This is a genomic window from Microvirga terrae, assembly GCF_013307435.2.
GTDB lineage: Bacteria > Pseudomonadota > Alphaproteobacteria > Rhizobiales > Beijerinckiaceae > Microvirga > Microvirga terrae.
The window spans coordinates 524,137-550,234 of record NZ_CP102845.1; the positions used below are offsets into that span (position 1 = coordinate 524,137).

A 26,098-nucleotide genomic window follows, 5' to 3' on the forward strand; every position below is an offset into this window, starting at 1 on the left:
AGGCGGCCCTAAAGAGCGCCACGAGGCTCCGGGCCATAACAATCAGAGGTGACGGTGATGTTTGCGGATCGTTCGACCAAGGCGAGGTGGATCACGGGGATGCTGGCCGGCGCGGCCGTGCTCCTCGGATCCGCGTCCGCCCAGGCCCAGACGCCGGTGAGGTTTTCGCTGGACTGGCGCTGGGAGGGGCCGGCGGCCCCCTTCGCAGTTGCGATCGACAAGGGCTACTTCAAGGCCGAGGGGCTCGACGTGACCATCGATCCGGCGGCAGGCTCGCGCGAGCCGATCTCGCGCGTGGCGTCCGGCACGTATGACGCGGGCTTCGGCGACGTGAATTCCCTCGTGCGCTTTCGCGACGAGAATCCGGGTGCCGACATCAAGGCCGTGATGGTGATCTACGATCGTCCCCCCTTCGCGCTCATCGGGCGCAAGAGCCGCGGCATCACCAAGGAGGTGTCGAGCCTGCAGGGCAAGAAGTTGGGCGCCCCGGCGGCGGACGGCGCCTATGCGCAATGGCCGATCTTCAAGGCGGTCAACAAGATCGACGATTCCACCATGAAGTTCGAGAACGTGGGCTTCCCGGTCCGCGAGCCGATGCTGGCGCAAGGAGAGGTCGACGCGGTGTTCGGCTTCTCCATGTCGTCCTACATCAACCTGAAATCGCGCGGTGTCCCGGCGGACGACATCGTCGTGATGCTCATGAGCGATTACGGCGTCGATCTCTACGGCAACACCATCATCGTGTCGCAGAAATTCGCCCAGGAGAAGCCGGAGGCCGTCAAGGGCCTCCTGCGCGCGATCATGAAGGGCGTGCAGGACACGGTGAAGGATCCCTCGAGCGCGGTCGATTCGGTCATCAAGCGCAACGACGTGGCCAAGAAGGACGTGGAACTCGAACGCCTCAAGATGGTGCTCGAGCAGAACATGATCACCCCTTGGGTCAAGGAGAACGGCTTCGGCGGCATCGACAAGGAGCGCTTCGCCAAGGCCCTCGACCAGATCGGCCTGACCTTCACCTACAAGAACAAACCTGAAGTCGGCGCCGTGTTCACGGAGGAGTTCTTGCCCGCCGCTGACCAGCGCAAAGTGAACTGATCAGCTGAGCCCGGCCGTTACAACAGCCGGGCTTTTTCTTTGGCTCACCGGCACGGCTTCATGAAACCCTTCGTCGATATCCATGACGTCACCCACGTCTATGCCCGGGCCGAGGACGGCCTGCCCGCGGTCCGGAACCTGAATCTCAAGGTCGGCGAGGGCGAGTTCGCCGCCATCGTCGGCCCCTCGGGCTGCGGCAAGTCCACCCTCATGAAGCTCGCCACCGGGCTGCAGTTTCCCCGCGAGGGAACGGTGATCGTCGATGGCAAGCAGGTGGGAGCTCCCGTCAAGCTTGCCGGCATGGCCTTCCAGAACCCTACCATGCTGCCCTGGCGGACGACGCTCGACAACATCCTCCTGCCGCTCGAGATCGTCGAGCCACACCGCTCGCGGCTGCGCCGCCACAAGGCGGAGTACGTGGGGAAGGCCGAAAGCCTGCTCGCCCAGGTAGGCCTGACTGGGCAGGGGCACAAATTTCCCTGGCAGCTCTCGGGCGGCATGCAGCAGCGGGCCTCTCTGTGCCGCGCCCTGATCCACGAGCCGAAGCTCCTGATGCTCGACGAGCCCTTCGGCGCCCTCGACAGCTTCACCCGCGAGGAGTTGTGGTGCGTGATGCGCGATCTCCACGCGGCCCAGAAGGTCACGATCATTCTCGTCACCCACGACCTGCGCGAGGCCGCGTTCCTAGCGGACCGGATCTTCTGCATGAGCGCCCGGCCGGGCCGGATCGTCGCCGAGAAGGAGGTGCCGTTTCCACGGCCGCGCGATCTCGAAATCACCTATACGCCGGAATTCTCCGAACTTGTCCATGAACTGCGTGGCCACATTGCGAAGGCGCGTCAGGCGGCGTGAAAGATCCATGAAAACCAAGAACCAGCTCGCTCTCGCCCCTTGGGTCTTCACCATCGGCTTCTTCGTGCTCTGGGAGGTTCTCTGCCACGCCCTGAGGATCTCGAGCTTCATCCTGCCCGCGCCCTCCACGATTCTGCTCGCCGTATGGGAGTATCGGACCCAGCTCGCCTATCACGCCATGCACACCCTCTGGATGACGCTGGCGGGCTTCGGCCTCGCGGTGGGATTCGGCCTGCTGCTCGGCATGGTGCTGGGCTCCTCGCGACTCATCAATGCCGGCTCGTACCCGCTGCTCGTGGGCTTCAACTCGATCCCCAAGGTCGCCGTGGTGCCCATCCTGGTGTTCTGGTTCGGCGTCGGCTGGGTGCCGCCGGTGATGACCGCCTTCCTGATCTCGTTCTTTCCCATCGTGGTGAACGTCGCAACGGGCATTTCGACGGTGGAGCCCGAAATGGAGGACGTGCTGCGGGCGCTCGGGGCCTCGAAGCGCGACATCGTATTCAAGGTCGGCGTGCCCCGGGCCATGCCGTATTTCTTCGGCTCGCTCAAGGTGGCGATCACGCTCGCCTATGTTGGTTCCGTCATCGGCGAGCAGAACGCGTCCAATGTCGGCATCGGCAACCTGCTCACCCGCGCATCCGCCGCCTTCGAGGTGCCCTTCGTCTGGGCCGCCCTCGTGGTCCTGGCGGTTCTCGGCGTCATCATGTACGCGATCACGGCCGCCGTGGAGCGCTCGATGACCGGCTGGGCCCAGCGCTCACAGATGGCGGCCTAGTCTCCTTCTTTCGGAGGGAGCGAACCAGGGTTCACCTCCGCAACGACAGAGGATTGTCGGAGAGCGCCGCCGCGTCGGGCTGGTCGACGGCGGGGCGCCCGAGAAAGGCGTTCCAAAGCCTCTCCACGGTGTCCCGCTCCAGATCGTCCACGATGAAGACGAGGCGGCTGCGCCGGTCGGCGCTCGGCCAGCGCGGCAGAACGGCCGGAACGTGGATTACGTGCTGGACGCCGTGGATGACCACCGGATGATCCGGATCCTCCGCGAGCGCCACGAGACCTTTCACCCGCAACAGCTTTGCGCCCTGGGACGAGCGCAGAAGGTCGAGGAACATGTCGAGGGTGCCCTGGCGGACCGGCTGATCGCTGGTGAGGCAGAAGGCCCGGATCCTGTCATCGTGCCGGTTCACGTCGTGATGATGGTGATGGTCCTGCCCGGGATGATGGTGATGTCCGTGCTGGTGCGCATGGCTCGCGTGCTCCGCCGCCTCCACGGCTTCCGTCTTCAGCCATTCGGCCACGTCGCCGATTTTGCCGTCGAGGCCAAAGAGACCACCCGAGACGACCGCCTCGGCCGGAGCATCCGCGGCCAGAAGGGCAGCGCCCGGGTTGAGCTGGCGTAACCGTTCGTGCAGGCGGACGAGGCCGTCCGGGTCCTGAACGAGATCGGTCTTGGTGATCACGATGCGCTCGGCGACGGCCGCCTGCTTCACGGCTTCCCGATGCGCATCCAGGGTTGCGGCGCCGTTGACCGCATCGACCGCCGTCACCACGCCTTCTACGGCGTAACGCAGCGAGAGATAGGGATGGTAGAGCACCGCGTGCAGTATCGGCGCCGGATCGGCCAGGCCCGTGGTCTCGATGATCACGCGCTTGAACGGCAGGATGCGGTCGTTGTCGCGCTTGCGCAGGAGGTCCTCGAGGGTCGCGATGAGGTCGCCGCGCACGGTGCAGCAGAGACAGCCGGCGGAGAGCAGCACCATGCCCTCGTCGACGGTCTCCACCAGGAGATGGTCGAGCCCGATCTCGCCGAACTCGTTCATGATGACCACCGTGTCCTGCAGGGCCGGATCCTTCAGGAGGCGGTTGAGCAGAGTGGTTTTACCCGAGCCCAGGAAGCCGGTGAGGATGGTAAGCGGGATCAGGGCGGGAGGGGTCATGGCGGTCATCCTGTCAATCGGCAATCGGCACCAGGGCGGCGTCCTTCAGGCGGCGGCGCTGTTCCAGGAGAACGTTGGCCACGATAGCGGCCAGCACAAGAGCCCCGCCGGCGATCTGCAGGGGAGCCAGGGTCTCGTTGAGGATCAGGGCCGAGGACACGGCGGCCACGACCGGCTCGGCGCAATAGAGGATTCCGGCCGCCACGGCCGAGATGCGCCCGAGCGCCAGGAACTGCAGGACGAACCCGCCCACGTAGCCGGCGATCGTCATCGTGACGGCGAAGGGCGCGAGGGCCAGGATCGACGGGGGTGCCAATTGGCCGGTCGCGAGGCTGACGAGGATGGCGGTGGGCAGGATGATCAACTGGATCCAGAACACCTTCGCCACAACGCCGGTCCTGGTGCAGCGCGCGGCCGCGAAGAACTGGACGGCCGTCGCGATGCTGGCCCCGAACGCGAGCGCGAGGCCGCGCCAGTCGAGGTCGGAGAAGGCCGGTCCGACAACAAGGCAGACCCCGAGGGTCGCGACGGCGACGATTGCGACGAGGGCCTGCGTCAGCGGCGTCTTCTCCACGAAGGGGCTCACGAGGACGATGATGATGGGATAGGTGTAGAAGACCACAGCCGCGACCGTCACGGGAATGAAGGCGACGGACGAGAGGTAGCCGATGCCCTGGAGGGCGCTGGAAACGCCGACGAGGAGCAGCTTGCCTCGTTCCTCCCGCTCCATCGCGAGCGAGCTTCGCAGGATCGCGGCGACGAGGCCCACCAGGACGAGCATCAAAAGAACCCGGTAGACCACGATGGCCGACCCGCTCGCCCCTGTGAAGGATGCGATGCGCGCATAGACGATGTTGAAGCCGTAGAGGCCGGCCGACGTGAGGGCGAAGAGCAGGCCGTTGGCTGGAGAAGAGGAGCGGGTCATCGCGACCTTGAGGTTCAAGTCTCCGCACCGTTCGCGCGGATCGCCCGCAAAAGCAAGGGATCAGGCAAAACGCCCGGTCGATGACCGGGCGTCGCAGGACATGAGGGCGTCGCGGATCAGTTCGCGACGGATTTGGGCTTTGCGGCGGCGTCCGCCTTCTGAGGCGCCTTCGCCTTCGTGTCGGCAGGCGTCTTGTCCGCAGGCGTCTTGGCGGCCGGCTTCGAGGAGCCGGTCACCGGCTTGACCGCGACGCTGGCGCGCGGCTGATCCTTGCCTTTCGCCGTCGTCTTCACGGGCTCCTTGTCGTCGGCCTGGTCGTCCGACGCCTTGTCGGCCGCGTCCTTCGGAGCAGATCCCTTGGCTGGCGCCTTCTTGGAGGCGGTTGCCTTCTTGGTCTTCGCCTTACGGGCCTGCTCGGCGGCGTCTTCCGCGGCCGCCTGAGCGGCCAGTTCGGATTCCGAGGGAGGATTGAGCCCGATCCACACGCGCTCGGGCTCGACGGCCGTGCGGGGCCCCAGCACGGTGCGTACGGGCTTTTCCGTCGTCGCTCCGGCAAAGGCCATCACCTCGGAGGAGAACAGGTTCGGAATGTTGCTGTCGGTCTCGGCGACCGCCGGTGCATCCTCTTCCTGCGGCATCGGTCCGCGCCGGTCGCAGATGACCGGACGCATGTCCGGCGGCGTGGCATTGGCCGAAGCGGGCAGGGCCGCGAGTTCCGGATTGGTGAAGTTCACCTTGCTGCTGAAGCCGCGGTCGAACAGCTCGGCCGCCTTGATGGTGCGCTCGTTGGCCGAGGGGGCGCCGAGCACGACCGTGATGAGGTGGCGGCCGTTGCGGGTGGCGCTGGCCACCACGTTGAAGCCGGCCGAGCAGATGAACCCGGTCTTCATCCCGTCGGCCCCCGGATAGCGGCCGATGAGCCCGTTGGTGTTGCGCATGATGCGCCGGCCGAACTGTACCGCCCCGATGTCGAACAGATCCCGGTACTGGGGAAATTCCAGCAGCAGCGCCCGGGCCAGAACCGCCATGTCCCGGGCCGAGGTCTGGTTGCGGTCGTCGGGCAGGCCGTGCGGGTTGGCGAAATGGCTGCTCATCATGCCGAGACGCTGGGCATGGGCGTTCATCAGCTCGGCGAAGCCGTCGATCGAGCCGCCGATGTTTTCCGCGATGGTCGCCGCGATATCGTTGGCCGACTTCACCATCATGATCTTGAGGGCGTTGTCGAGGCGGATCTCCGTGCCGGGCTTGAAGCCCATCTTGGACGGGGGCAGGGCCGCCGCACCGTCGGTGACGGTCAGAAGCGTCTCCATGCTCATCTGGCCGGAGCGCACCTTGTCGAGCGCCACATAGGCGGTCATCAGCTTGGTGATCGAGGCCGGGTACCAGGGATCGGTTGCCCGCTCCGCGTGCAGCACGCGGCCGGATTCGAGTTCAACGACAAGAGCAGGGCCGCCGGCGGCCAGAGCCGAACCACCCATCAGGGCGGCAAGGGCAAAGGCTGTCACGCGGAGGGCTCGGCTAACGTTCATGCGGAACGACTCCTTGGCTTCGTCCAACGATAGGAGAGGATCTCGATCAAGCCCCGCCTGTCAGCTGGGCCATTTTTAGTCCCAAACCTAGACCTTGGCTAGGCTGGGTCGATTTTTGCTTGTTTGTACGCCCTTCTTAACGAAATCCGTGGCAAGAGAGTGGCAAGAGCGGCGCGGTTTGAAGATCGATATGACAACATCCCTTCTCTGGATTCCGGTGACCCTGGCCGCCGCGGCTGCTCAGACCGGACGCAACGCCACCCAGCGCCGTCTGACCGAGACGATCGGAACCGTGGGTGCCACGCAGGTCCGTTTCCTCTACGGCCTGCCTTTCGCGCTTCTGGCCCTGGTCGTGATGAACCTCGTGACGGGAGAGGTTGTTCCGGGACCGAACGCAAGCTTTTTGGCCTATGCTCTCACCGGCGCCGTCACGCAGATTCTGGCCACGGCCCTCATGCTCGCGGCCATGCGGGAGCGCGCCTTCTCGGTGGTGACCGCCTATACGAAGACGGAACCGGTACAGGTGGCCCTGTTTGGCCTGGTGCTGCTGGGGGATCACCTGACGCCCGCCATGGCGCTGGCGATCCTGGTGGCGACAGGCGGGGTTCTGCTCATGTCCGTGAAGCCGGGCACGAATCTCGCCTCGTCCGGCCCGAAGCCCGTTCTCTTCGGCCTCGCCTCGGGAGCCTTCTTCGCCCTGGCGGCGATTGGCTTTCGCGGCGCCATCCTGTCGCTCGACGGGGGCTCCGCCCTGATCCGGGCGTCCACGACCCTTGTCTGGGGCTTAGGGTTGCAGACGGTCATCCTCCTGATCTGGCTCGGGCTCTTCGACCGCAAGGCCTTGGTGGCGAGCTTCGCGGCCTGGCGACCTTCCCTTGGAGCAGGCTTCCTCGGCGCGCTCGCGTCCCAGTTCTGGTTCATCGGCTTCGCGCTCACCACGGCCGCGAACGTGCGCACCCTCGCCCTCGTCGAACTCCTCATGGCGCAGGCGGTGTCCCACCGCTTCCTGGCGCAGACGACCAGCCGGCGGGAACTGGCCGGCATGCTGCTGATCCTGGCGGGGGTCGGGCTGCTCCTGTGGGCGCAACGTTAGCTTGTCGCTGCGGCAGACGCGTGTTAATGAACATTGTTTCGTTCCTGTGACCGTGTCCGGACCTGTTCCCCATGACCGATGCCGCTGAGATCGCCCAACCCGCCTACCGCGTCCTCCAGGTCGGCGATCCGGTACCCTGGTTCAAACAGAACTCGTCCAGCAATCCGAACTACAGCTTCGATTCCGTGGCCGGGCGTTATGTCGTCCTGTGCTTCTACGGCACGGGCTCGGACAAGGTCGGGCGCGCGACCCTCGCGTCCTTTCAGGAGGAGAATCGGGATCTGTTCGACGACGACAGGATCGCGATCTTCGGCGTCAGCGTCGACCCGTCGGACGAGGCGGAAGCGCGGGCCAAGCAGATCGTCCCGGGCATCCGTCATTTCTGGGATTTCGACGGCGCCGTCGGGCGCCTCTACGGGGCGCTTCCGCGCAACAGCCCGGAGGGTCCGTCGCAGATCCCGATCCGACGCTTCTGGATGGTGCTCAATCCGACCCTGCGCGTGCGCGCCGTCTTCCCCTTCGAGCCGGACGGGAGCGACCGCCACAAGGTGATGGCCTACTTGCGGGCCCTGCCGCCGGTCGAGCGGTTCGCCGGCTTTGAGATGCCGGCGCCGGTGCTCGTCATCCCGGACGTGTTCGAGCCCGAATTCTGCCAACACCTGATCGGTCTCTACGAGCGGCATGGCGGGCAGGAATCGGGCTTCATGCGGGAAGTCGGCGGCAAGACCGTCGCGGTCCATGATCCGAACCACAAGCGGCGCAAGGATTACACGATCGAGGATGCGAACCTGATCCGGCAGGTGCAGCACCGCATCCTCCGTCGCATCAATCCGGAAATCGAGCGGGTGCATTTCTTCAAGCCCACCCGCATGGAGCGCTACATCGTCTCCTGCTACGCGGCGGAGGACGGCGGGCATTTCCGGGCGCACCGGGACAACACGACGAGCGGCACGGCCCATCGCCGCTTCGCCGTTTCCATCAATCTCAACGGCGATTTCGAAGGCGGCGAAGTCAGCTTCCCGGAATTCGGACCACGCAGCTACAAGGCTCCGCCCGGCGGGGCCGTGGTGTTCTCGTGCCCGCTGCTCCATGCGGTGTCGCGCGTCACGCTGGGCCGCCGCTTCGCCTTCCTGCCCTTCCTTTACGACGAGGAGGCGGCCAGGATCCGCGAGGCGAACAACGCCCATCTCGGCGAGGGCGTGGGGGCCTACAAGGCCTGACAGGTCTCCTCCAGGGACAGGGCGAGCGGCAGGATGGCGTCCCGCGTGAGAGGGGCGAGCGGAACGTCGCCCGGATCGCGCGGGTCGATCCAGGCGTATTCCTCGATCTCGGCCTGGCAGACGATCGCGCCGGCAAGCCTCACCGCGTAGAGGGCGGCCCGCACCTGCCGCCCTGGCTCGTTCGCCGCCGGCGCCTCGAAGAGGCCGAGGCTCGTCGCGGAGCCCGGAACGAGGCCGCAGCCGAGCTCCTCGCGCAGTTCGCGGGCGAGGGCATGCAGGTCGGCCTCGCCCGGCTCGCGCTTGCCGCCGGGCTGCATGAAGCTCTCCGTGCCGCGCTTGCGCACGAGCAGGACATGGCCGCGCCCGTCGCGTACCAGGGCGGCGACGATCTCGATCACCGCTCGCCCGCCTTGATCCATTTGTCGACCTTGGGCGGTTCATAGGCGCGCACGGCCTCGATCAGGGCGGCGGGCTCGTTCTCGACGATCAGCATCGCCCGGTGGACCGGCTTCACGAAGCCACGATCGACCACGTCGTCCAGGAAGTCGGTCAGCTTGTCGTAGAAGCCGCCCGCGTTCAGGAGCGCGCAGGGCTTGCGGTGATAGCCGAGCTGCGCCCAGGTCCAGACCTCGAACAACTCCTCGAAGGTGCCGAGCCCGCCGGGCAGGGCGACGAAGCCGTCGGCGAGCTCCGCCATCAGGGCCTTGCGCTCGTGCATGGAGCCCACCACCCGCAGATCGCTCAATCCGCCATGGGCGATCTCCTTGTCCACCAGCGCCTGCGGCATCACGCCGGTCACGTGGCCGCCCCGTCCCAGGACGGCGTCCGCCACCGTCCCCATGAGCCCCACGGAGGCGCCGCCATAGACCAGTTCGATGCCTTGGGCGGCCATAGTCTCGCCGAGGGACCGGGCTGCCTCGAGATAGACCGGGTCGTGGCCGCTGCTGGAGCCGCAGAAGACACACAGTCGCATGGGATCGTCCTTCCTGATTCGCGTCACGGATCGATGAACGACAGGTCTGCGCCGAGCTCAAGGCCTGGAAGCAGGTTGAGGCCTTGAGCTCGGCGCAGACCTGCCATCGCCTGCCCGACTTGCTGAAAGCCGCAAAGAGGGCCACCTTGTCGTCCAACAAGACAATCCCCGAGGAGACATCCATGACCGCCTGCATCGTCGGCTGGGCTCATACCCCGTTCGGCAAGCTCGACACCGAGACCGTCGAGAGCCTGATCGTCCGCGTCGCCAACGAGGCGCTGGACCATGCGGGGCTTCAGCCCGAGGACGTGGACGAAGTGGTGCTCGGCCACTTCAACGGCGGCTTCTCGGCCCAGGACTTCACCGCCTCCCTGGTGTTCCAGGCCAGCGACAAGTTCCGCTTCAAGCCGGCGACCCGGGTCGAGAATGCCTGCGCGACCGGCTCGGCGGCCGTGCATCAGGCGATCAAGACCATCGAGGCGCGGCGCGCCCGGACCGTGCTGGTGGTCGGCGTGGAGCAGATGACGACGACGCCCGGCCCCGAGATCGGCAACATCCTGCTCAAGGCCTCCTATCTGCCCGAGGACGGCGGCACGCCGGGCGGGTTCGCCGGCGTGTTCGGCAAGATCGCCGGCACCTACTTCCAGCGTTACGGCGACCAGTCCGACGCCCTGGCGCTGATCGCGGCCAAGAACCACAGGAATGGCGTCGACAATCCCTATGCGCAGATGCGCAAGGATCTGGGCTTCGATTTCTGCCGCGCCGAGAGCGAGAAGAATCCGTACGTGGCCGGTCCCCTCAAGCGCACCGACTGCTCGCTCGTGTCCGACGGCGCCGCCGCCCTGGTGCTGGCCGATACCGAGACGGCGTTGCGGATGAAGCGCGCGGTGGCCTTCCGGGCGACGGCCCACGCGCAGGATTTCCTGCCCATGTCGAAGCGCGACATCATCGAGTTCGAGGGCTGCGCGGAAGCCTGGCGGCGCGCGTTGTCTCAAGCGGGTATCCAGCTCACGGATCTGTCCTTTGTCGAGACCCACGACTGCTTCACCATCGCGGAGCTCATCGAATACGAGGCCATGGGCCTGACCCCGCGCGGCCAGGGCGCGACGGCCGTCAAGGAAGGCTGGACGAACCGCGACGGCAGGCTGCCGGTGAATCCCTCCGGCGGCCTCAAGGCCAAGGGCCATCCCATCGGCGCCACCGGCGTCTCCATGCATGCGCTCTCGGCCATGCAGCTCTGCGAGGAGGCCGGCGGCATCCAGGTGAAGAACCCGGTGCTCGGCGGCGTCTTCAACATGGGCGGGGCCGCGGTGGCGAACTACGTGAGCGTGCTCGAGCGGATCAAATGACGAAGCCGCACGGCTTCGTCATCATCGGGCTTGACCCGCTGATCCCGTCTGCTTGAGGCATTGCGCTTCACCGGATCGGGATGGCCGGGTCAGGGCCGGCCATGACAAGCCAGCGGCTTTCGCTTATTCTCCCGGCGCCTTGGCCTGGATGGCCAGGGCGTGCAGGCCCCGGTCGAAGGCGCCTTTCAAGGTGTCGTTGACGAGCCGGTGACGCTCGACCCGGCTCTTGCCGGAAAAGGCCTCCGACACGATATAAACCTGGAAATGAGTTTCTCCGCCCTCTCGCCAGCCGGCGTGGCCGTGGTGCTTTTCTGATTCGTCCGTGACGGTCAGTTCGGCCGGCTGCAGGCTGTCCTGCAAAGTCCGTGTGATCCAGTGCTGAAGGGTCATGCTGATTTGTAAACCTTTTTGAACGGGTCTGCGGCGAAAAGCGTTCAGGCCTTGGCTCAAGGCCCCAAGCCACTCATAATCGCTGAATCATGGATCTCAACTCGCCTCTTTTCGACCGTATCCGGATCAAGCCTTCCTGCGAGGAACCGCAGGAGGCCAAGGGACCCGTGTGCGAGCACCCCTCCTGCAAGGCGGCAGGGGAATTCCGCGCGCCCAAGGGGCGTGACCGGGAGGGCCAGTACTGGCGCTTCTGCCTCCAGCACGTGCGCGAATACAACGCCTCCTACAATTACTTCGCCGGCATGTCCGACTCGGCCGTGGCCGCCTTCCAGAAGGATTCCATCATCGGCCATCGCCCGACTTGGACCATGGGCATGAACGCCTCCGGCCAGAGCGAGGAGCAGGGCGCCAAGGCGGAGCCGCGGGACTGGGGCTATTTCGATCCCCTCGGCATTCTCAAGGGCGAGGATTTCACCCAGGCCAGGACCAGCCGGGCGCGGCCCGAGCCGAAGCGGCCGCGCCATACGGGAGCGGTGCGCCGGGCCCTCGACATCCTGGGCCTCGACGAGACCGCCGACGGCCCCACCATTAAGGCCCAGTACAAGGCCCTGGTGAAGCGCTTTCACCCCGACGCGAACGGGGGCGACCGTTCCTTCGAGGAGCGCCTGCGCGACATCATCAAGGCGCACGACGCCCTCAAGACCGCCGGCCTGTGCTGAACCGATACCGCTTCAGGCAAAGCTGCTAGGCGCATTAGGAAATTGCGCCATTCCGTCATGGAGGTTAAGAAGCCCATGACATTTGAGAGACACCCTTCAAAGACCGAGAGGCCCCTATGACGGCACATACCGAGACAGCGACCCTTCTGCCTGACATGAAGGTGTCCGTGCGACAGGTCTTCGGCATCGACTCGGATCTGGAAGTTCCCGCTTTCTCGCAGGCCGAGGGGCACGTGCCCGATCTCGATCCCGACTACCTGTTCGACCGGGACACGACGCTGGCGATCCTGGCGGGCTTCGCGCGCAACCGCCGCGTCATGATCACGGGCTATCACGGCACCGGCAAGTCGACCCATATCGAGCAGGTGGCCGCCCGCCTCAACTGGCCCTGCGTGCGCGTGAACCTGGACAGCCACGTGTCGCGCATCGATCTCGTCGGCAAGGACGCGATCGTGCTGCAGGAGGGCAAGCAGGTCACGGCCTTCCAGGACGGCATCCTGCCCTGGGCGCTGCAGAACAACGTGGCCCTCGTGTTCGACGAATACGACGCCGGCCGCCCGGACGTGATGTTCGTGATCCAGCGCGTGCTCGAGCAGTCGGGCAAGCTCACGCTCCTCGACCAGAAGCGCGTGATCCGGCCTCACCCGGCCTTCCGCCTCTTCGCCACGGCCAACACCGTGGGTCTCGGCGACACCTCGGGCCTCTATCACGGCACGCAGCAGATCAACCAGGGCCAGATGGACCGCTGGTCCATCGTCACGACGCTCAACTACCTGCCGCACGACAAGGAGGTGGACATCGTCCTCTCCAAGGCGAAGCACTACCAGGAGGATGCGTCCGGCCGGGACATCGTCAACAAGATGGTGCGCGTGGCCGACCTCACCCGCTCGGCCTTCATGAACGGCGATCTCTCGACGGTCATGAGCCCGCGCACGGTGATCACCTGGGCGGAGAACGCCGAGATCTTCGGCGACACGGGCTTCGCCTTCCGGGTCACCTTCCTCAACAAGTGCGACGAGCTCGAGCGCGCCCTCGTGGCGGAGTTCTACCAGCGCTCCTTCGGCAAGGAACTGCCGGAGAGCGCCGTGAACATGGTGCTGAGCTAATCGACGATCGGGCATCCTCATCGTGAGGAGCAGAGCCTCTCGAAGGACGAGGATGCCGGGTCGGGGGATTTCTGGAAGCGCTCGCGTCCGTCGAGACGGCCCTCGGCCTCCTCAGGACAAGGGCTTATCGGAAGCGACAGGCAAAGATGTCCATCTCGAACCGCAAGCCGGGTGAGAAGAAGGAAGCGCCGGCGGAGCCGCTGAAGCGCTCCATCGCCGGCACCATGAAGGCGATCGCCCGCAAGCCCGATCTCGAGGTCGCCTTCGCGTCCGACCGTCCGGTGCTCATGGGTCAGGACAAGGCGCGCCTGCCGGAGCCGCCCCGGCGGCTGACCGCGCAGGACGTGGCGGTTCTGCGCGGCAATGCCGACGCCATGGCGCTCCGCCTCGCCTGCCACGACACCACCTTGCACCGGAAGCTCGCCCCCGAGGGCCAGGCCGCCCGGGCCGTGTTCGACGCGGTCGAGCAGGCGCGCGTGGAATCCATCGGCTCCCGGCGCATGGCCGGCATCTCGTCCAACATCTCGGCCATGCTGGAGGACCGCTACCACCGCGGCGGCAAATACGAGGAGATCACCGATCGGGCCGACGCACCCCTGGAGGACGCCCTCGCTCTCCTGGTGCGCGAGCGCCTGACCGGCGCGAAGCCGCCGGCCTCCGCGGCCAAGATCGTCGATCTCTGGCGCGCCTTCATCGAGGATCGCGCCGGACGCGACCTCGATGGCCTGCTGAAGAACATCGAGAACCAGCGCAGCTTCGCCCGCTCGATCCGCGACCTGCTCTCCTCCCTCGACATGGCCGACGAGTCGGCGCTCGACTCCGAGGATGAGGAGAACGAGGACGATAGCGAGTCCGAGGAGCAGGAACAGCAGGGTGAGGGTGAATCCGAGCAGGAGAGCCAGGGCGATCGCGCCGAGGTGGAAATCAGCGAGGATTCGAGCGACGAAATGGAGGATGGTGCCACGGAGGAGGCCGACGGTCCTTCCGGCGAGCTGCCCGAGGAATCCGAGGAGGCGGATTCGGAGGATGCCGGCGAATCCTGGCGTCCGCCCTCCCGTTCCAACGAGGCGCGGGGGCCCGACTACAAGGCCTATACCCCAAAATTCGACGAGATCATCCACGCGGAAGACCTCTGCGACGCGGACGAGCTGACGCGCCTGCGCGCCTATCTCGACAAGCAGCTCGCTCATCTCCAGGGGGTGGTGGGGCGCCTGGCCAACCGCCTGCAGCGCCGCCTGATGGCGCAGCAGAACCGGTCCTGGGAGTTCGACCTCGAAGAGGGCGCCCTCGATCCGGCGCGCCTGCCGCGCATCGTCATGGACCCGTTCCAGCCCCTGAGCTTCAAGCAGGAACAGGACACCAACTTCCGCGACACGGTGGTGACGCTCCTCCTCGACAATTCCGGCTCCATGCGCGGGCGCCCGATCACCGTCGCGGCCACCTGTGCGGACATTCTCGCCCGCACCCTGGAGCGCTGCGGCGTGAAGGTCGAGATCCTCGGCTTCACCACTCGGGCCTGGAAGGGCGGGCAGGCCCGCGAGACTTGGCTGCAGAACGGCAAGCCGGCCAATCCCGGCCGCCTGAACGACCTGCGCCACATCATCTACAAGTCGGCGGACGCGCCCTGGCGCCGTGCGCGCAAGAATCTCGGCCTGATGATGCGCGAGGGCCTGTTGAAGGAGAACATCGACGGCGAGGCCCTCGACTGGGCGCACAAGCGTCTGCTCGGACGGCCCGAGCAGCGGCGCATCCTGATGGTGATCTCGGACGGCGCCCCGGTGGACGACTCGACCCTCTCGGTCAATCCCGGCAACTACCTCGAGCGGCATCTGCGTTTCATCATCGAGGAGATCGAGACCCGCTCACCCGTGGAGCTCATCGCCATCGGCATCGGCCACGACGTGACGCGCTACTACCGCCGCGCCGTGACCATCGTGGACGCGGAGGAGCTCGGCGGCGTCATGACCGAGAAGCTCGCCGAGCTGTTCGAGGAGAATGCCGGCCCGCCGGCCAGAGGTGCTTCCAGGGGCGCGCCCCGCCGTAGAGCCGTCGCTTGAGGCTCACCCGTCGCGGCTTCCTGACCGGTGCGGGCGCTGCCGCGGCGACGCTCGCCTGCACGGGCGTCGCCCTGGCGCAGCGCCCGCAGGCCTTCCGGGGCGCCACGCCCATCGACGTGGAGGCGAGGCCGATCGGCAGGCTCTCCACCACCGATCCGGATCGCAGCCGCTTCGGGGCCCTGATGTTCCGCTCCGGGGTCGCTCTGCGCTCGCCGGTGACGGCCTTCGGCGGCTTCTCCGGCCTGTGGCGCTCGGCGAGCGGCCAGGACATCGTCGCGCTGGCCGACAATGCGCAGGTTCTCAAAGCCCGGATCGAGACGTCGGACGGACGGCTGTCGGGCCTGTCCGGCCCGGTGCTCTCGCCTCTGATCCTGGGCAACGGCGTTCCCTTGAGGCGCTCGCGCTACTACGACACGGAGAGCCTCGCGCTTGCCGGCAATGCCGCCTATGTGGGCGTCGAGCGCAACCATGCGGTCATCCGGTTCGAGCGGACGGCGACGGGAAGCATCATCCGTGGCGTGCCCATTCCCGTGCCGAAGGAACTGCGGGACCTGCCGAGCAACGGCGGCCTGGAAGCCCTCGGCGTCGCGCCCCAGCGCTCGCCCCTGAACGGGGCCCTCGTGGGGATCGCGGAGGGCGGCAGCGGCTTCATCCTCACGGGGCCGCGGCAGGGCGCCTTTCAGATTGCCCTTTCGGACGGCTACAACGTCACCGATCTCGCGTTCCTGCCCGATGGCGATGCGGTGATCCTGGAGCGCCGCTTCTCGCTCTTCGGCGGCTTCGGCTGCCGTCTCCGCCGCATTGAGGCAGGTGCATTCAAGGCCGGCGCCAGCGTGGACGGCGACATCCTCTACGAGAGCGAAGCCTCGCATCAGATCGACAACATGGAGGGGCTCGCCGTCCATCGGGACAGCGGCGACATCGTCCTGTCCCTGATTTCCGACGACAATTTCAGCTCCCTGCAGAGAACCGTGCTGCTCGAATTCGCGCTTGCGGTCTGAGCTGTCGGCGACCCTGCCTTCCGCAAGGGCAATTGCCATTTTTCTCACCAATCTTTGCCTGCCTCTATCCCTTCGTCTCGCTTGAAGCCCTAGGTTTTAGGCAACTAAGCTTCCTTTCTGCGGGCCCGGCGCCAATTGTTGCGCCGGGTGTCCGCCTCGAAAGGCTTGAGGAGATCCGGTGGCGGCACAGGCGATCTTCGACGAAATGAGCGGCCATGACGGCCGCAGCCGGGATGCCTATCGCATTCTTCAGGACTGGCTGAAATCGGCGCCGCCGCAACTGCTGGAACACCGCCGCGAGGAGGCGGAGCTCTTCTTCCGCCGGGTCGGCATCACCTTTGCGGTCTACGGCAATACGGAGGCCGAAGAGCGGCTGATCCCCTTCGACATCATCCCGCGCATCCTGTCGGGCCAGGAATGGACCCGCCTCGCCCGTGGCCTCGAGCAGCGGGTCAAGGCGCTCAACATGTTCCTCAAGGACATCTATGGCGCGCGCGAGATCCTGCGCGCCGGGATCGTGCCGCCGGAACTCGTCTATCTCAATCCGTACTACCGCCCGCAGATGCATGGATTGTCCCTGAACAGCGACATCTACGTGCAGGTGGCGGGAATCGATATCGTCCGGGTCGACGACCAGGACTTCTACGTGCTTGAGGACAACCTGCGCACGCCCTCCGGGGTCTCCTACATGCTGGAGAACCGGGAGGTGATGATGCGCCTCTTCCCCGAACTCGTGGGCATGCAGCGCATCCGGCCGATCGAGAACTACGTCGACGAGCTCCTGGGCACCCTCAAATCCGTCGCGCCGGCGAGCTCCCCCTGGGACCCGACCGTCGTTCTCCTCACACCGGGATCCCTCAACTCCGCCTATTACGAGCACAGCTTCCTGGCCGACCGCATGGGCGTGGAACTGGTCGAGGGACGCGACCTCTTCGTGCGCGACGAGATGGTCTACATGCGCACGACCGAAGGGCCCAAGCGCGTCGACGTGATCTATAGCCGCATCGACGACGACTTCCTCGACCCGCTGGTGTTCCGGCCCGATTCCGCCCTCGGCGTGCCGGGCCTGATCGCTGCCTACCGGGCCGGCAACGTGGCCATCGCCAATGCGCCCGGAACGGGAGTGGCCGACGACAAGGCCATGTACTCCTACGTGCCCGACATCGTGCGCTTCTACATGGGCGAGGAGCCGATCCTGAAGAACGTGCCGACCTGGCGCTGCCGCGAGCAGGACTCGCTCTCCTACGTGCTCGACAACCTGCACGAGCTCGTCGTGAAGGAGGTCAACGGTTCGGGCGGCTACGGCATGCTGGTGGGCCCGCATGCAACCGCGGAAGCGCGCGAGCATTTCAAGGGTCGGATCCTGGCCAGCCCCGACAACTACATCGCCCAGCCGACGCTCGCCCTGTCGACGAGCCCGATCTTCACCGAGAAGGGGCTGGCGCCCCGGCACGTGGATCTGCGCCCCTTCGTCCTGACCGGGCGCGACGGCGTCAGGCTGGTGCCGGGCGGTCTGACCCGGGTGGCCCTGACGGAGGGCTCGCTCGTGGTCAATTCGAGCCAGGGCGGCGGGACCAAGGATACCTGGGTGTTGAGTGAATGAGCCGGAGCGTTTCTCGTGCTGAGCCGTGATGCCGACAGCCTCTTTTGGCTCTCCCGCTACGTGGAGCGGGCCGAGAACACGGCCCGCATCCTCGATGTCGCCTACCGCATGGCGTCGATGCCGATCTCCTACAACGGCGTCGAGACCAACGAATGGGAATCCGCCCTGATCACTGCCGGCGGGATCGACCAGTTCCGCGCCGTCCACGGAGAGGCGACGCCCGAGAACGTGATCGAGTTCCTGGCCTTCTCCGAGGCCAATCCGTCGAGCATCCAGTGCTGCTTCGACACGGCCCGGCAGAATGCCCGCTCCGTGCGCTCGGCGCTCACCTCCGAGATGTGGGAGGCGATCAATTCCGCCTGGCTCGATCTGCGCCGCTACAAGGCCCGGTCGATCAACGTGGAGGACCTCCCCCGCTTCCTGAACCTGGTGAAGGAGGCGTCCCTGCGCTATGACGGCTCCGCCATGCGCACCATGCTGCGCAACGACGCGTACTGGTTCTCGCGCCTTGGCCTCTACATCGAGCGCGCCGATAACACCGCGCGGGTGCTGGACGTGAAGTATCACGTGCTCCTGCCGCAGGATGCGGCAGTGGGCGGGGGCATCGATTACTACCAGTGGGCGGCCATTCTGCGCTCGGTCTCGGCGCTGGTGAGCTATCAATGGGTCTATCACCAGAACCTGAGGCCCTGGCTGGTGGCGGATCTCCTGATCCTGCGCGAGGAGATGCCGCGGTCGCTGGCCGCCTGCTATGCCGCGCTCTCACGCCATCTCGACGACATCTCCCACCGTTACGGCACGTCGGGATCGGCGCAGCGTCAGGCGCGGGCCACTCATGCCCGGCTGGCGAACCAGAACATCGAGGACATCTTCCAGCACGGGCTGCACGAGTTCCTGCAGGAATTCCTTGCCGAGAACAACCGCCTCGGACACGCCATCACGAACCAGTATCTGTGCTGACCCATGCGCATCCGAATCACCCACGAGACGGTCTATCACTACAGCGAGCCCGCCAAGTCGGCGATCCAGCTCCTGCGTCTGACCCCGCGGGGTTCCGACAACCAGACGGTCCTGTCCTGGACCATCGACATGGACGGCGACGGACGGCTGATGCGCCGGGAGGACTGGTACGGCAACATCGTCCACAGCCTGTCGGTCTCGGGTCCCGTGAGCCAGATCACCCTGCGCGTGGCCGGCGAGGTCGAGACCACGGACACGGCCGGCCTCGTCCGGGGAGGGGTCGAGCGCTTCCCGGAGCTCTTCTATCTGCGGGAGACGCCGCTGACCCGGCCGGACGCCGCCTTGCGCGAATTCGCCGGGCTCACGGCCGGCCGCTTCACCAATCCGCTCGACCAGGCCCACGCGCTCATGAACGCCATCCCCGAGCGCCTGCGCTTCGACACGCAGGCGACGAGCGCCGCGACCGCAGGCGCGGATGCCTTTGCGGCCGGCCACGGGGTCTGCCAGGACTTCACCCACGTGTTCCTGAGCGCCGCCCGCCTCTTGCGGATCCCGGCCCGCTACGTGTCCGGCTACCTGCACAAGCCCGGCGAGACCGAGCAGGAGGCGGGGCATGCCTGGGCCGAGGCCCATCTCCCGGATCTCGGCTGGGTGAGCTTCGACCCGGCAAACGCCGTTTCCGCAACGGAACACTACGTCAGATTGGCCATCGGGCTCGATTATCTTGATGCGGCCCCGGTTCGAGGAAGCTATTACGGAATCACCCGTGAAGCGCTCGACGTTCGTCTGAGGATCGAAAGCGCCCGTCAAGCACAGGCGTGAGAATGGCCTCGACAGCGCAGCAACTCGACCAGAAGGCCCCTGGAGGAACCCCCATGACGTACTGTGTCGGCATCCTGGTGCGGGATGGTCTCGTCGTGATCGCCGATACGCGCACGAATGCGGGCGTCGACAACATCGCGACCTTCCGCAAGCTGCACCTGTTCGAGAGGCCCGGCGAGCGCATCATCACCCTGGCGACGGCCGGCAATCTGTCGGCGAGCCAGTCGGTCCTGTCCCTGTTGAGCGACGGACTCGAAAATCCCGAAACCGGCGCGGTCGAGACGCTTCTGACGGTGCCCAGCATGTTCAAGGCCGCCCAGCTCGTCGGCCGCGCCATCCGCCAGGTCTACGAGGTCGACGGGGTCGAGATCGAGAAGCGCCAGATGACCTTCGACGTCACCATGCTGCTCGGCGGGCAGATCGGCGCCGCGCCCATGCGGCTCTACCAGATCTATTCCGCCGGCAACGCCATCGAGGCGACCATCGACACGCCCTTCCTGCAGATCGGCGAGCCCAAATACGGCAAGCCGATCCTGGACCGCGCGATCTCCCACGGCACCAGCCTCGTGGAGGCCTTGAAGCTCGGCCTCATCTCGATGGATTCGACCCTGAAGTCGAATCTCGGCGTCGGCCTGCCGATCGACATCGTGGTGGCCAAGCGCGATGCCCTGAAAACCCAGATCACCTACCGGATCCAGGAGGACGAGCCCTATTTCCGGGATCTGCGCGAGCGCTGGTCGGCCGCCTTGCGCGCGGCCCATCAGGCCATCCCGCATCCGCCCTATGCGGAAGAGGTCCTCTGATCGCAGGTCATCGTCGGGGCCGCCGGCCCGGCTGTCCGAGGGCGGAAGGTCGCTCCCGCGACGAGGGCTCGGCTCCTCCAGGCCCGGTGATGTCTCAGGCCGTCTGATGGTGGTGCTTCGCCTCGGAGCGCATGAGCCGCAGGACCGCTCCGTAGGGGGCGATCGCGATTGCAGCGAGCGAGAGCTTCACCAGATAGTCGGCCACGGCCAGATTTGCCCAGGGCAGGGCGATGCATTGATCCGCGATGCCAACCTGGCCGAGCGCGTCGCTGATGGTGAGGCCGAGGCCGGGCACCACGCCGCAATAGAAGGCGAACGAGAAGAAGATCGCCGTGTCGAGGCCCGACGAGATCACCGAGGATACGAAGGGCGGCATCCACCAGGCATGGCCGCGCAGGCGGAAGAAGATCTGGATGTCGAGAAGCTGGGCCACCAGGAAGGCCGCCCCCGACGCGATGGCGATGCGCGGCGACGCGAGAACGACCGAGAGCAGCACGGCCAGGACGAACCCGGCATAGACCACCCGGCGGGCGCCCTTGGGGCCGAAGCGCCGGTTCGACAGGTCGGTGACCAAGAACGAGAACGGGTAGCTGAAGGCGCCCCAGGTCAGGTAATCGCCCAGGCCCAGATGCTGGAAGGGATACTGGACCAGGATGTTCGACGAGAGAACGATCAGGGTCATCGCCGTCAGGGCGATGAGGAAGTCGCGGCGGTCGAGCTTGGTCATGGCAGGATCTTCCCGGGACGGCAGCTAAGCCATTGAAGCAATGCAAAACGGGCGGCCTCAAGGCCGCCCGCAACGCAGATCTGATCGGCGGACCGAAAGATTAGCTCGCGGCGGCGAGCTTCTTCTCGATCTCGCGCTTCACCGCCAGGGCGGTGGTGGAGAGCTCGTCAGCCTTGGCCTTGGCCAGGAAGGCGTCGAGGCCGCCGCGGTGCTCGACCGAGCGGAGCGCATTGGCGGAGACGCGCAGGCGCACGGAGCGCTGCAGGGTGTCAGACTGGAGCGTGACGTTGCAGAGGTTCGGCAGGAACTTCCGCTTCGTCTTGCGGTTCGAGTGGCTCACCAGGTGGCCACTCAGCACGGCCTTGCCGGTCAGTTCGCAACGGCGCGACATGGGTTCAATCCTATTCGTCTATGAAGGGTCGCGACCCTGAATTCGCGGGTTTGCCTGATCGCAGATCCCACGCGGCCGGACACCAGAAGTCCTTGGAAGGTGCGAGCCTATAGGCCAAAAACGGGGCGGACGTCAAGAATAGTGCGACGCCGCATCTCGTTTTTTTAGAGCACCATGGTCATTATCTATTCCGTATCTCGTGCGATGCAACGGAATAGACTGTCGGAAAAGCCTTATGCGCCTCATCGCCTCAGCTCTCGTGACCCTGACCTTGGCCGGATCGGCCTCGCTCGCGCAAGCCCAGAGCCCGCAGGGTCAGACCCTGAAGGTGAGCTATGACATCACCCTGGCGGGCCTTCCCTTGGGCAAGGCCGACCTGTCCTCGTCCTTCAACGGGGCGAAATACGCGATGGAAGGGCGGGCGAAGCTGACGGGGCTCGCCATGATCCTGACCGGCGGCAAGGGCGAGGCCAATGCGTCCGGCACCCTGGCCGGAGACGCGCCGCCCCGCTCGACCAGCTTCGCGGTGATCTCCAGGACCTCCGACAATCAGCGCAGCGTCCGCATGGGGCTGAAGAGCGGCCGGGTGGCCAAGGTCGAGATCGATCCGCCCCTCGAGCCCAAGCCCGACCGGGTCCCGGTCAAGGCGGCCGACAAGCGCGACGTGGTCGACCCCATGAGCGCGCTGCTCATGCCGGCCGTGGCCTCCAAGAGCCTCACCGACCCGGCCAATTGCGACCGGACCCTCCCGGTCTTCGATGGGGCTTCCCGGATGAACGTGGTCCTGTCCTATGCGGAAACGAAGAAGGTCGAGATGGCGGGCTATTCCGGGCCCGTCCTCGTCTGCAATGCCCGCTATGTGCCGATTTCCGGTCACCGGAGCGAACGGCCGGCCACGAAATTCATGCAGGAAAACAAGGACATGTCCGTTTGGCTGGCGCCCGTCGAGGGGCCGCGCCTGCTCTTTCCGCTCAAGATCTCGGTCCGCACCATGATCGGCATGGGCGAACTGCAGGCCTCTCTCTGGTCGCTGGACGACGGCAAATCTTCCGCGCCCGACCGAAAGGCCGAGACATCCGGGGAGACCGTCAAGGCCGAGGCCGTGCCGTAAGCCGGGGCAGATCCAGATCCTGCTCAAGTCCTGAAAATCCCATGGACATTTCCTGAAAATCCCCTGGACATTCGCGCCGGTCCGGGTAGCGAAAGCAGCCTCTTGCCCCATATAAGGGGTTAACCGCAGCCCGCCGCTTGGGACCGAGGCTGCTTTGTAGAGAAGGCTCCCGGCGCCGGTCTCCGGTCCTAAAGCCTCTCGGCTCTCACTCCGGGACCTTTCCGATTACCCGTCATCAAGGCATGGCCCGTCGTTCCCTTCCCCCGCAGGCGCGCTCGCGCGGCGTGACCGCCGTGCTCGGCCCCACCAACACCGGCAAGACCCACCTGGCCATCGAGCGGATGCTCGGTCACGACAGCGGCATGATCGGCCTGCCCCTGCGTCTGCTCGCCCGGGAAGTCTATAACCGCGTGGTGGAGAAGGCGGGCCACCACAACGTGGCGCTGATCACGGGCGAGGAGAAGATCAAGCCGGACCGGCCGCGCTACTGGATCTCCACCGTCGAGGCCATGCCGCGGGATCTCGACTTAGCCTTCGTGGCCGTGGACGAGATCCAGCTCGCCAGCGATCTCGACCGGGGGCACGTCTTCACGGACCGGCTCCTCAACCAGCGCGGGCGCGAGGAGACGCTTCTCATCGGCTCGGCCACCATGCGGCCGCTCATCGAGGCTCTGATCCCGGGCGTCCACGTGGTTACGCGGCCGCGCCTGTCGAAGCTCTCCTTCGCGGGCGAGAAGAAGGTCTCGCGCCTGCCCCGCCGCTCGGCCATCGTGGCCTTCTCGGCCGAGGAGGTCTACGGCATCGCCGAGCTGATCCGCCGCCAGAGCGGGGGCGCGGCCGTGGTGCTGGGGGCGCTCTCGCCCCGGACGCGCAACGCCCAGGTCGAACTCTACCAGAACGGGGACGTGGACTACCTGATCGCCACCGATGCCATCGGCATGGGGCTCAATCTCGACGTGGACCATGTGGCGTTCGCGTCCGACAAGAAGTTCGACGGGTTCCAGTTCCGCAAGCTTAACAACCCCGAACTCGCCCAGATCGCCGGCCGAGCCGGCCGCTACATGCGCGACGGAACCTTCGGGTCCACGGGCCGCTGCCCGCCCTTCGATGCCGAAACCGTCGAGGCGCTCGAAAACCACACCTTCGATCCGATCCGCATCCTGCAATGGCGCAACCCCGACCTGGATTTCTCGTCCCTCGTCCGTCTGCGCGATTCGCTCGGGGTGCAGCCGCGGGAGCACGGCCTTGTGCGGGCGCCCACGGGCGAGGACGCGACGGCCCTCGAGGTCCTGTCGCGGGAAGACGACATCAAGGCCATGTCCCGCTCCCAACATGCCGTGGAGCGTCTTTGGCAGATCTGCCAGGTGCCGGATTACCGGAAGGTTTCTCCGCAGACCCATGCGGATCTCGTCGGCCAGCTCTATCGTTTCCTCATGAAGGACGGGGCCATCCCGGCCGACTGGTTTGCCCGCCATCTGTCCGCCATGGACCGGACCGATGGGGATATCGACACCCTCTCCAACCGCATCGCCCAGGTCAGGACCTGGTCCTTCGTCGCTAACCGTCCCGACTGGTTGAAGGATCCAGAGCATTGGCAGGATGTTGCGCGTCAGGTAGAGGACAAGCTATCGGATGCGCTCCATGAACGCCTCGCCCAAAGGTTCATCGACCGGAGGACGAGCGTTCTCATGCGGCGCTTGAGAGAGAAAACGATGCTCGAAGCGGAAATCACGACCACCGGCGACGTCAATGTCGAGGGTCAGCACATCGGTCACCTGCACGGCTTCCATTTCGTGCCCGATCCCCAGGCTGACACGACGGAGGCCAAGACCCTGCGCAACGCAGCCAGCAAGGCCCTGGCCGGCGAGATCGAGGCACGGGCGGACCGGTTCGCCGAGACGCCGGACGCCATGCTCGTGCTGTCGAACGACGGTACCATCCGGTGGATGGGCGACCCGGTGGCCAAGCTGGAGGCCGGCGACAAGCTGTTCGAGCCCAGGGTGCGTATCCTCTCGGACGAGCACCTCACGGGTCCGGCCCGGGACAAGGTCGACACCCGCCTGCGCGCCTGGCTGAAGGCCTATGTGGTCCGCCTGCTCGGGCCGCTGCAGCAGCTCGAGGACAGCACGGAGCTCACGGGCCTGGCCCGCGGCATCGGGTTCCAGATCGGCGAGGCCCTAGGCGTGCTCGAGCGCGCGAAGGTTCTCAACGACGTGCGCAGCCTCGACCAGGAGGCCCGCGGCGCCCTGCGCAAAGCGGGGGTCCGGTTCGGTGCCTATCATCTCTACCTGCCGGCCCTTCTGAAGCCTGCGCCCCGCGTCCTGGCGACCCAGCTCTGGGCGCTGCAGAACGGCGGCCTCGAGCAGAAGGGCATCGACGAGATCGCCCATCTCGCCCAGTCCGGCCGCACCTCGATCCCGGTCGACGCCGAGATCGCCCACGGCCTCTACCGGGCCGCAGGCTTCCGCGTGCTGGGCGGCCGCGCCGTGCGCGTCGACATCCTGGAGCGCCTGGCCGACCTGATCCGTCCGGCCATGGCCTATCGGCCCGGGATCACGCCCGGCGAGCCGCCGGCCGGCACCGCCGATGGGGAAAGCTTCGTCCCGACCGTGTCCATGACGTCGCTCGTGGGCTGCGCGGGCGAGGACTTCGCCACAATCCTCAAGTCCCTCGGCTATGTGATGGAGCGTCGTCCCGGCCCGGCCATCACGGTGCCGTTGGTCGAGGCCCCGAAGGCCGTCGAGCCGCAGGCACCTGCCACGAGCGAGACTGCCGCTCCGGCCGAGCAGACGCCCGCCGAAGAGGCGCCCGCCGAGGCGTCCGAAGCAGCCGTCGGAACGGAGGAGATCGGCGCTGTCGCCGTAGCAGAACCCGACGCGAGCGTCTCGGCGCAGGAACTAGCGACGAGCGCCGCCGAGGCCATGGCCTCGCCCGAGGGTCAGGCTCTGGCGCCCGACGAGGCTGCGTCTGCCGAAATCCCCGCCGAGGTCTCTGCCGAGGTCTCTTCCGAAGTTCCGGCTGAGACCCCCGCCGAACCCGAGATGATCGAGGTCTGGCGCCAAGGCCGGCGCCACCACGAGGGCGGCCACGCCCGTCACGGCCGCGACGCCCGCGGCGGACGGCACGAGCGCGGCGACCGTCAGGATCGCGGCGACCGGCGTCCACGCCATGGCGATGCCCAGGGCGACCAGGCCGGCGAGCGCCGTCCCCGTCCCGAACGCCGCGAGGCGCAAGGGGAGGGCGGCCGGCCGCAGAACCGTCCGCCGCGCGGCCCGGGCCGCGGGGAGGAGCGCCGCGGGCCGCGTCCCGACAAGCGCCCCGACAACCGCCGCGAAGGCGGTCACGAGCGCCGCGAGAAGCAGCCGGACCCGAACTCGCCCTTCGCCAAGCTGATGGCCCTCAAGGCTCAGCTCGAGGACAGCAAGAAGTGAGGGCATG

Annotated in this window: 24 protein-coding genes; 16 read left to right on the plus strand and 8 right to left on the minus strand. The window is 66.5% G+C overall.

Going from position 1 to position 26,098, the window contains the following annotated elements; translation table 11 throughout:
* The first annotated feature begins 57 nt into the window (after window positions 1-57).
* From HPT29_RS02445 to HPT29_RS02455, 3 genes are read left to right on the plus strand one after another with little or no spacing between them, the layout of a single operon-like run.
* Window positions 58-1,095 (plus strand): ABC transporter substrate-binding protein, encoded by a 1,038-nt coding sequence (locus HPT29_RS02445; RefSeq protein WP_173948095.1) that lies wholly within the window; start codon window positions 58-60, stop codon window positions 1,093-1,095.
* A 60-nt stretch (window positions 1,096-1,155) separates the two neighbouring features.
* A complete protein-coding gene (locus HPT29_RS02450) occupies window positions 1,156-1,947 on the plus strand; it encodes an ABC transporter ATP-binding protein (protein ID WP_173948096.1) in 792 nt (263 codons plus the stop codon).
* 7 nt (window positions 1,948-1,954) lie between these two features.
* Entirely contained in the window at window positions 1,955-2,722 is a 768-nt protein-coding gene (locus HPT29_RS02455; protein ID WP_173948097.1) for an ABC transporter permease, read from the plus strand.
* Between the two features lie 31 nt (window positions 2,723-2,753).
* Here the strand turns inward: HPT29_RS02455 and HPT29_RS02460 are convergent, their stop codons facing one another.
* From HPT29_RS02460 to HPT29_RS02470, 3 genes are all read right to left on the minus strand, one after another.
* Entirely contained in the window at window positions 2,754-3,890 is a 1,137-nt protein-coding gene (locus HPT29_RS02460; protein WP_173948098.1) for a CobW family GTP-binding protein, read from the minus strand.
* A 4-nt stretch (window positions 3,891-3,894) separates the two neighbouring features.
* On the minus strand, window positions 3,895-4,824 hold the full coding sequence (locus HPT29_RS02465) for a DMT family transporter (protein ID WP_210272170.1): 930 nt from the start codon (window positions 4,822-4,824) through the stop codon (window positions 3,895-3,897).
* Window positions 4,825-4,922: 98 nt separating this feature from the next.
* Complete coding sequence (locus tag HPT29_RS02470; RefSeq protein WP_173948100.1) at window positions 4,923-6,335, minus strand: D-alanyl-D-alanine carboxypeptidase family protein; 1,413 nt, start codon at window positions 6,333-6,335, stop codon at window positions 4,923-4,925.
* 190 nt (window positions 6,336-6,525) lie between these two features.
* Between HPT29_RS02470 and HPT29_RS02475 the strand changes: the two genes are divergently transcribed.
* Together HPT29_RS02475 and HPT29_RS02480 are read left to right on the plus strand one after the other, a co-directional pair.
* Window positions 6,526-7,428 (plus strand): DMT family transporter, encoded by a 903-nt coding sequence (locus HPT29_RS02475; RefSeq protein ID WP_173948101.1) that lies wholly within the window; start codon window positions 6,526-6,528, stop codon window positions 7,426-7,428.
* A 71-nt stretch (window positions 7,429-7,499) separates the two neighbouring features.
* A complete protein-coding gene (locus HPT29_RS02480; protein ID WP_173948102.1) occupies window positions 7,500-8,648 on the plus strand; it encodes a redoxin domain-containing protein in 1,149 nt (382 codons plus the stop codon).
* Here HPT29_RS02480 and HPT29_RS02485 read toward each other — a convergent pair.
* Entirely contained in the window at window positions 8,636-9,046 is a 411-nt protein-coding gene (locus tag HPT29_RS02485; RefSeq protein ID WP_259060434.1) for an NUDIX hydrolase, read from the minus strand. The genes HPT29_RS02480 and HPT29_RS02485 overlap by 13 nt on opposite strands.
* Entirely contained in the window at window positions 9,043-9,621 is a 579-nt protein-coding gene (locus HPT29_RS02490) for an LOG family protein (protein ID WP_173948104.1), read from the minus strand. Before HPT29_RS02490 ends, HPT29_RS02485 begins: the two co-directional genes overlap by 4 nt.
* Window positions 9,622-9,803: 182 nt before the next feature.
* Here HPT29_RS02490 and HPT29_RS02495 point away from each other — a divergent pair, with 182 nt between their 5' ends.
* Complete coding sequence (locus tag HPT29_RS02495) at window positions 9,804-10,970, plus strand: acetyl-CoA acetyltransferase (protein ID WP_173948105.1); 1,167 nt, start codon at window positions 9,804-9,806, stop codon at window positions 10,968-10,970.
* Window positions 10,971-11,093: 123 nt separating this feature from the next.
* On the opposite strand, the gene HPT29_RS02500 is transcribed toward HPT29_RS02495, so the two are convergent.
* Complete coding sequence (locus HPT29_RS02500; protein ID WP_173948159.1) at window positions 11,094-11,360, minus strand: BolA family protein; 267 nt, start codon at window positions 11,358-11,360, stop codon at window positions 11,094-11,096.
* 89 nt (window positions 11,361-11,449) lie between these two features.
* Here HPT29_RS02500 and HPT29_RS02505 point away from each other — a divergent pair, with 89 nt between their 5' ends.
* The 8 genes from HPT29_RS02505 (at window position 11,450) to HPT29_RS02540 (ending at window position 20,431) form a co-directional block, all read left to right on the plus strand.
* The gene (locus tag HPT29_RS02505; RefSeq protein WP_173948106.1) at window positions 11,450-12,079 is read left to right on the plus strand and encodes a J domain-containing protein; all 630 of its coding nucleotides are present in this window, start codon (window positions 11,450-11,452) and stop codon (window positions 12,077-12,079) included.
* Between the two features lie 116 nt (window positions 12,080-12,195).
* Entirely contained in the window at window positions 12,196-13,185 is a 990-nt protein-coding gene (gene cobS / locus HPT29_RS02510; protein WP_173948107.1) for a cobaltochelatase subunit CobS, read from the plus strand.
* A gap of 146 nt (window positions 13,186-13,331) precedes the next feature.
* Window positions 13,332-15,242 carry a cobaltochelatase subunit CobT gene (gene cobT / locus HPT29_RS02515; RefSeq protein WP_173948108.1) on the plus strand — a complete coding sequence of 637 codons (1,911 nt, stop codon included), beginning with the start codon at window positions 13,332-13,334 and terminating at the stop codon, window positions 15,240-15,242.
* A complete protein-coding gene (locus HPT29_RS02520) occupies window positions 15,239-16,243 on the plus strand; it encodes an esterase-like activity of phytase family protein (RefSeq protein WP_173948109.1) in 1,005 nt (334 codons plus the stop codon). Before cobT ends, HPT29_RS02520 begins: the two co-directional genes overlap by 4 nt.
* 205 nt (window positions 16,244-16,448) lie before the next feature.
* Window positions 16,449-17,846, plus strand: coding sequence for a circularly permuted type 2 ATP-grasp protein (locus HPT29_RS02525; protein WP_173948160.1), 1,398 nt, complete (start codon window positions 16,449-16,451; stop codon window positions 17,844-17,846).
* A 15-nt stretch (window positions 17,847-17,861) separates the two neighbouring features.
* On the plus strand, window positions 17,862-18,806 hold the full coding sequence (locus HPT29_RS02530) for an alpha-E domain-containing protein (RefSeq protein WP_173948110.1): 945 nt from the start codon (window positions 17,862-17,864) through the stop codon (window positions 18,804-18,806).
* 3 nt (window positions 18,807-18,809) lie between these two features.
* Window positions 18,810-19,628, plus strand: a complete 819-nt coding sequence (locus HPT29_RS02535) for a transglutaminase family protein (protein WP_173948111.1) — start codon at window positions 18,810-18,812, stop codon at window positions 19,626-19,628.
* Window positions 19,629-19,681: 53 nt separating this feature from the next.
* On the plus strand, window positions 19,682-20,431 hold the full coding sequence (locus tag HPT29_RS02540) for a proteasome-type protease (protein ID WP_173948112.1): 750 nt from the start codon (window positions 19,682-19,684) through the stop codon (window positions 20,429-20,431).
* A 94-nt stretch (window positions 20,432-20,525) separates the two neighbouring features.
* Here HPT29_RS02540 and HPT29_RS02545 read toward each other — a convergent pair whose 3' ends face one another.
* Together HPT29_RS02545 and rpmB are read right to left on the minus strand one after the other, a co-directional pair.
* Window positions 20,526-21,158, minus strand: a complete 633-nt coding sequence (locus HPT29_RS02545) for a queuosine precursor transporter (RefSeq protein ID WP_173948113.1) — start codon at window positions 21,156-21,158, stop codon at window positions 20,526-20,528.
* Window positions 21,159-21,258: 100 nt separating this feature from the next.
* Window positions 21,259-21,549 carry a 50S ribosomal protein L28 gene (gene rpmB / locus HPT29_RS02550; protein ID WP_173948114.1) on the minus strand — a complete coding sequence of 97 codons (291 nt, stop codon included), beginning with the start codon at window positions 21,547-21,549 and terminating at the stop codon, window positions 21,259-21,261.
* A gap of 235 nt (window positions 21,550-21,784) precedes the next feature.
* On the opposite strand from rpmB, the gene HPT29_RS02555 reads away from it, so the two are divergent.
* Window positions 21,785-22,660, plus strand: a complete 876-nt coding sequence (locus HPT29_RS02555; RefSeq protein ID WP_173948115.1) for a DUF3108 domain-containing protein — start codon at window positions 21,785-21,787, stop codon at window positions 22,658-22,660.
* A gap of 242 nt (window positions 22,661-22,902) precedes the next feature.
* Window positions 22,903-26,091, plus strand: coding sequence for a helicase-related protein (locus HPT29_RS02560; RefSeq protein WP_173948116.1), 3,189 nt, complete (start codon window positions 22,903-22,905; stop codon window positions 26,089-26,091).
* The last annotated feature ends 7 nt before the right edge of the window (window positions 26,092-26,098 follow it).

Bases quoted from the DNA above. Each gene is read 5' to 3' on its own strand.
- HPT29_RS02445 (WP_173948095.1), top strand. From the start codon at position 58: ATGTTTGCGGATCGTTCGACCAAGGCGAGGTGGATCACGGGGATGCTG.
- HPT29_RS02495 (WP_173948105.1), top strand. From the start codon at position 9,804: ATGACCGCCTGCATCGTCGGCTGGGCTCATACCCCGTTCGGCAAGCTC.
- HPT29_RS02525 (WP_173948160.1), top strand. From the start codon at position 16,449: ATGAGCGGCCATGACGGCCGCAGCCGGGATGCCTATCGCATTCTTCAG.
- HPT29_RS02490 (WP_173948104.1), bottom strand. From the start codon at position 9,621: ATGCGACTGTGTGTCTTCTGCGGCTCCAGCAGCGGCCACGACCCGGTC.
- cobT (WP_173948108.1), top strand. From the start codon at position 13,332: ATGTCCATCTCGAACCGCAAGCCGGGTGAGAAGAAGGAAGCGCCGGCG.
- HPT29_RS02470 (WP_173948100.1), bottom strand. From the start codon at position 6,335: ATGAACGTTAGCCGAGCCCTCCGCGTGACAGCCTTTGCCCTTGCCGCC.
- HPT29_RS02535 (WP_173948111.1), top strand. From the start codon at position 18,810: ATGCGCATCCGAATCACCCACGAGACGGTCTATCACTACAGCGAGCCC.
- HPT29_RS02545 (WP_173948113.1), bottom strand. From the start codon at position 21,158: ATGACCAAGCTCGACCGCCGCGACTTCCTCATCGCCCTGACGGCGATG.
- HPT29_RS02555 (WP_173948115.1), top strand. From the start codon at position 21,785: ATGCGCCTCATCGCCTCAGCTCTCGTGACCCTGACCTTGGCCGGATCG.
- HPT29_RS02505 (WP_173948106.1), top strand. From the start codon at position 11,450: ATGGATCTCAACTCGCCTCTTTTCGACCGTATCCGGATCAAGCCTTCC.
- HPT29_RS02540 (WP_173948112.1), top strand. From the start codon at position 19,682: ATGACGTACTGTGTCGGCATCCTGGTGCGGGATGGTCTCGTCGTGATC.
- HPT29_RS02560 (WP_173948116.1), top strand. From the start codon at position 22,903: ATGGCCCGTCGTTCCCTTCCCCCGCAGGCGCGCTCGCGCGGCGTGACC.
- HPT29_RS02480 (WP_173948102.1), top strand. From the start codon at position 7,500: ATGACCGATGCCGCTGAGATCGCCCAACCCGCCTACCGCGTCCTCCAG.
- HPT29_RS02460 (WP_173948098.1), bottom strand. From the start codon at position 3,890: ATGACCGCCATGACCCCTCCCGCCCTGATCCCGCTTACCATCCTCACC.
- HPT29_RS02455 (WP_173948097.1), top strand. From the start codon at position 1,955: ATGAAAACCAAGAACCAGCTCGCTCTCGCCCCTTGGGTCTTCACCATC.
- HPT29_RS02475 (WP_173948101.1), top strand. From the start codon at position 6,526: ATGACAACATCCCTTCTCTGGATTCCGGTGACCCTGGCCGCCGCGGCT.
- rpmB (WP_173948114.1), bottom strand. From the start codon at position 21,549: ATGTCGCGCCGTTGCGAACTGACCGGCAAGGCCGTGCTGAGTGGCCAC.
- cobS (WP_173948107.1), top strand. From the start codon at position 12,196: ATGACGGCACATACCGAGACAGCGACCCTTCTGCCTGACATGAAGGTG.
- HPT29_RS02500 (WP_173948159.1), bottom strand. From the start codon at position 11,360: ATGACCCTTCAGCACTGGATCACACGGACTTTGCAGGACAGCCTGCAG.
- HPT29_RS02450 (WP_173948096.1), top strand. From the start codon at position 1,156: ATGAAACCCTTCGTCGATATCCATGACGTCACCCACGTCTATGCCCGG.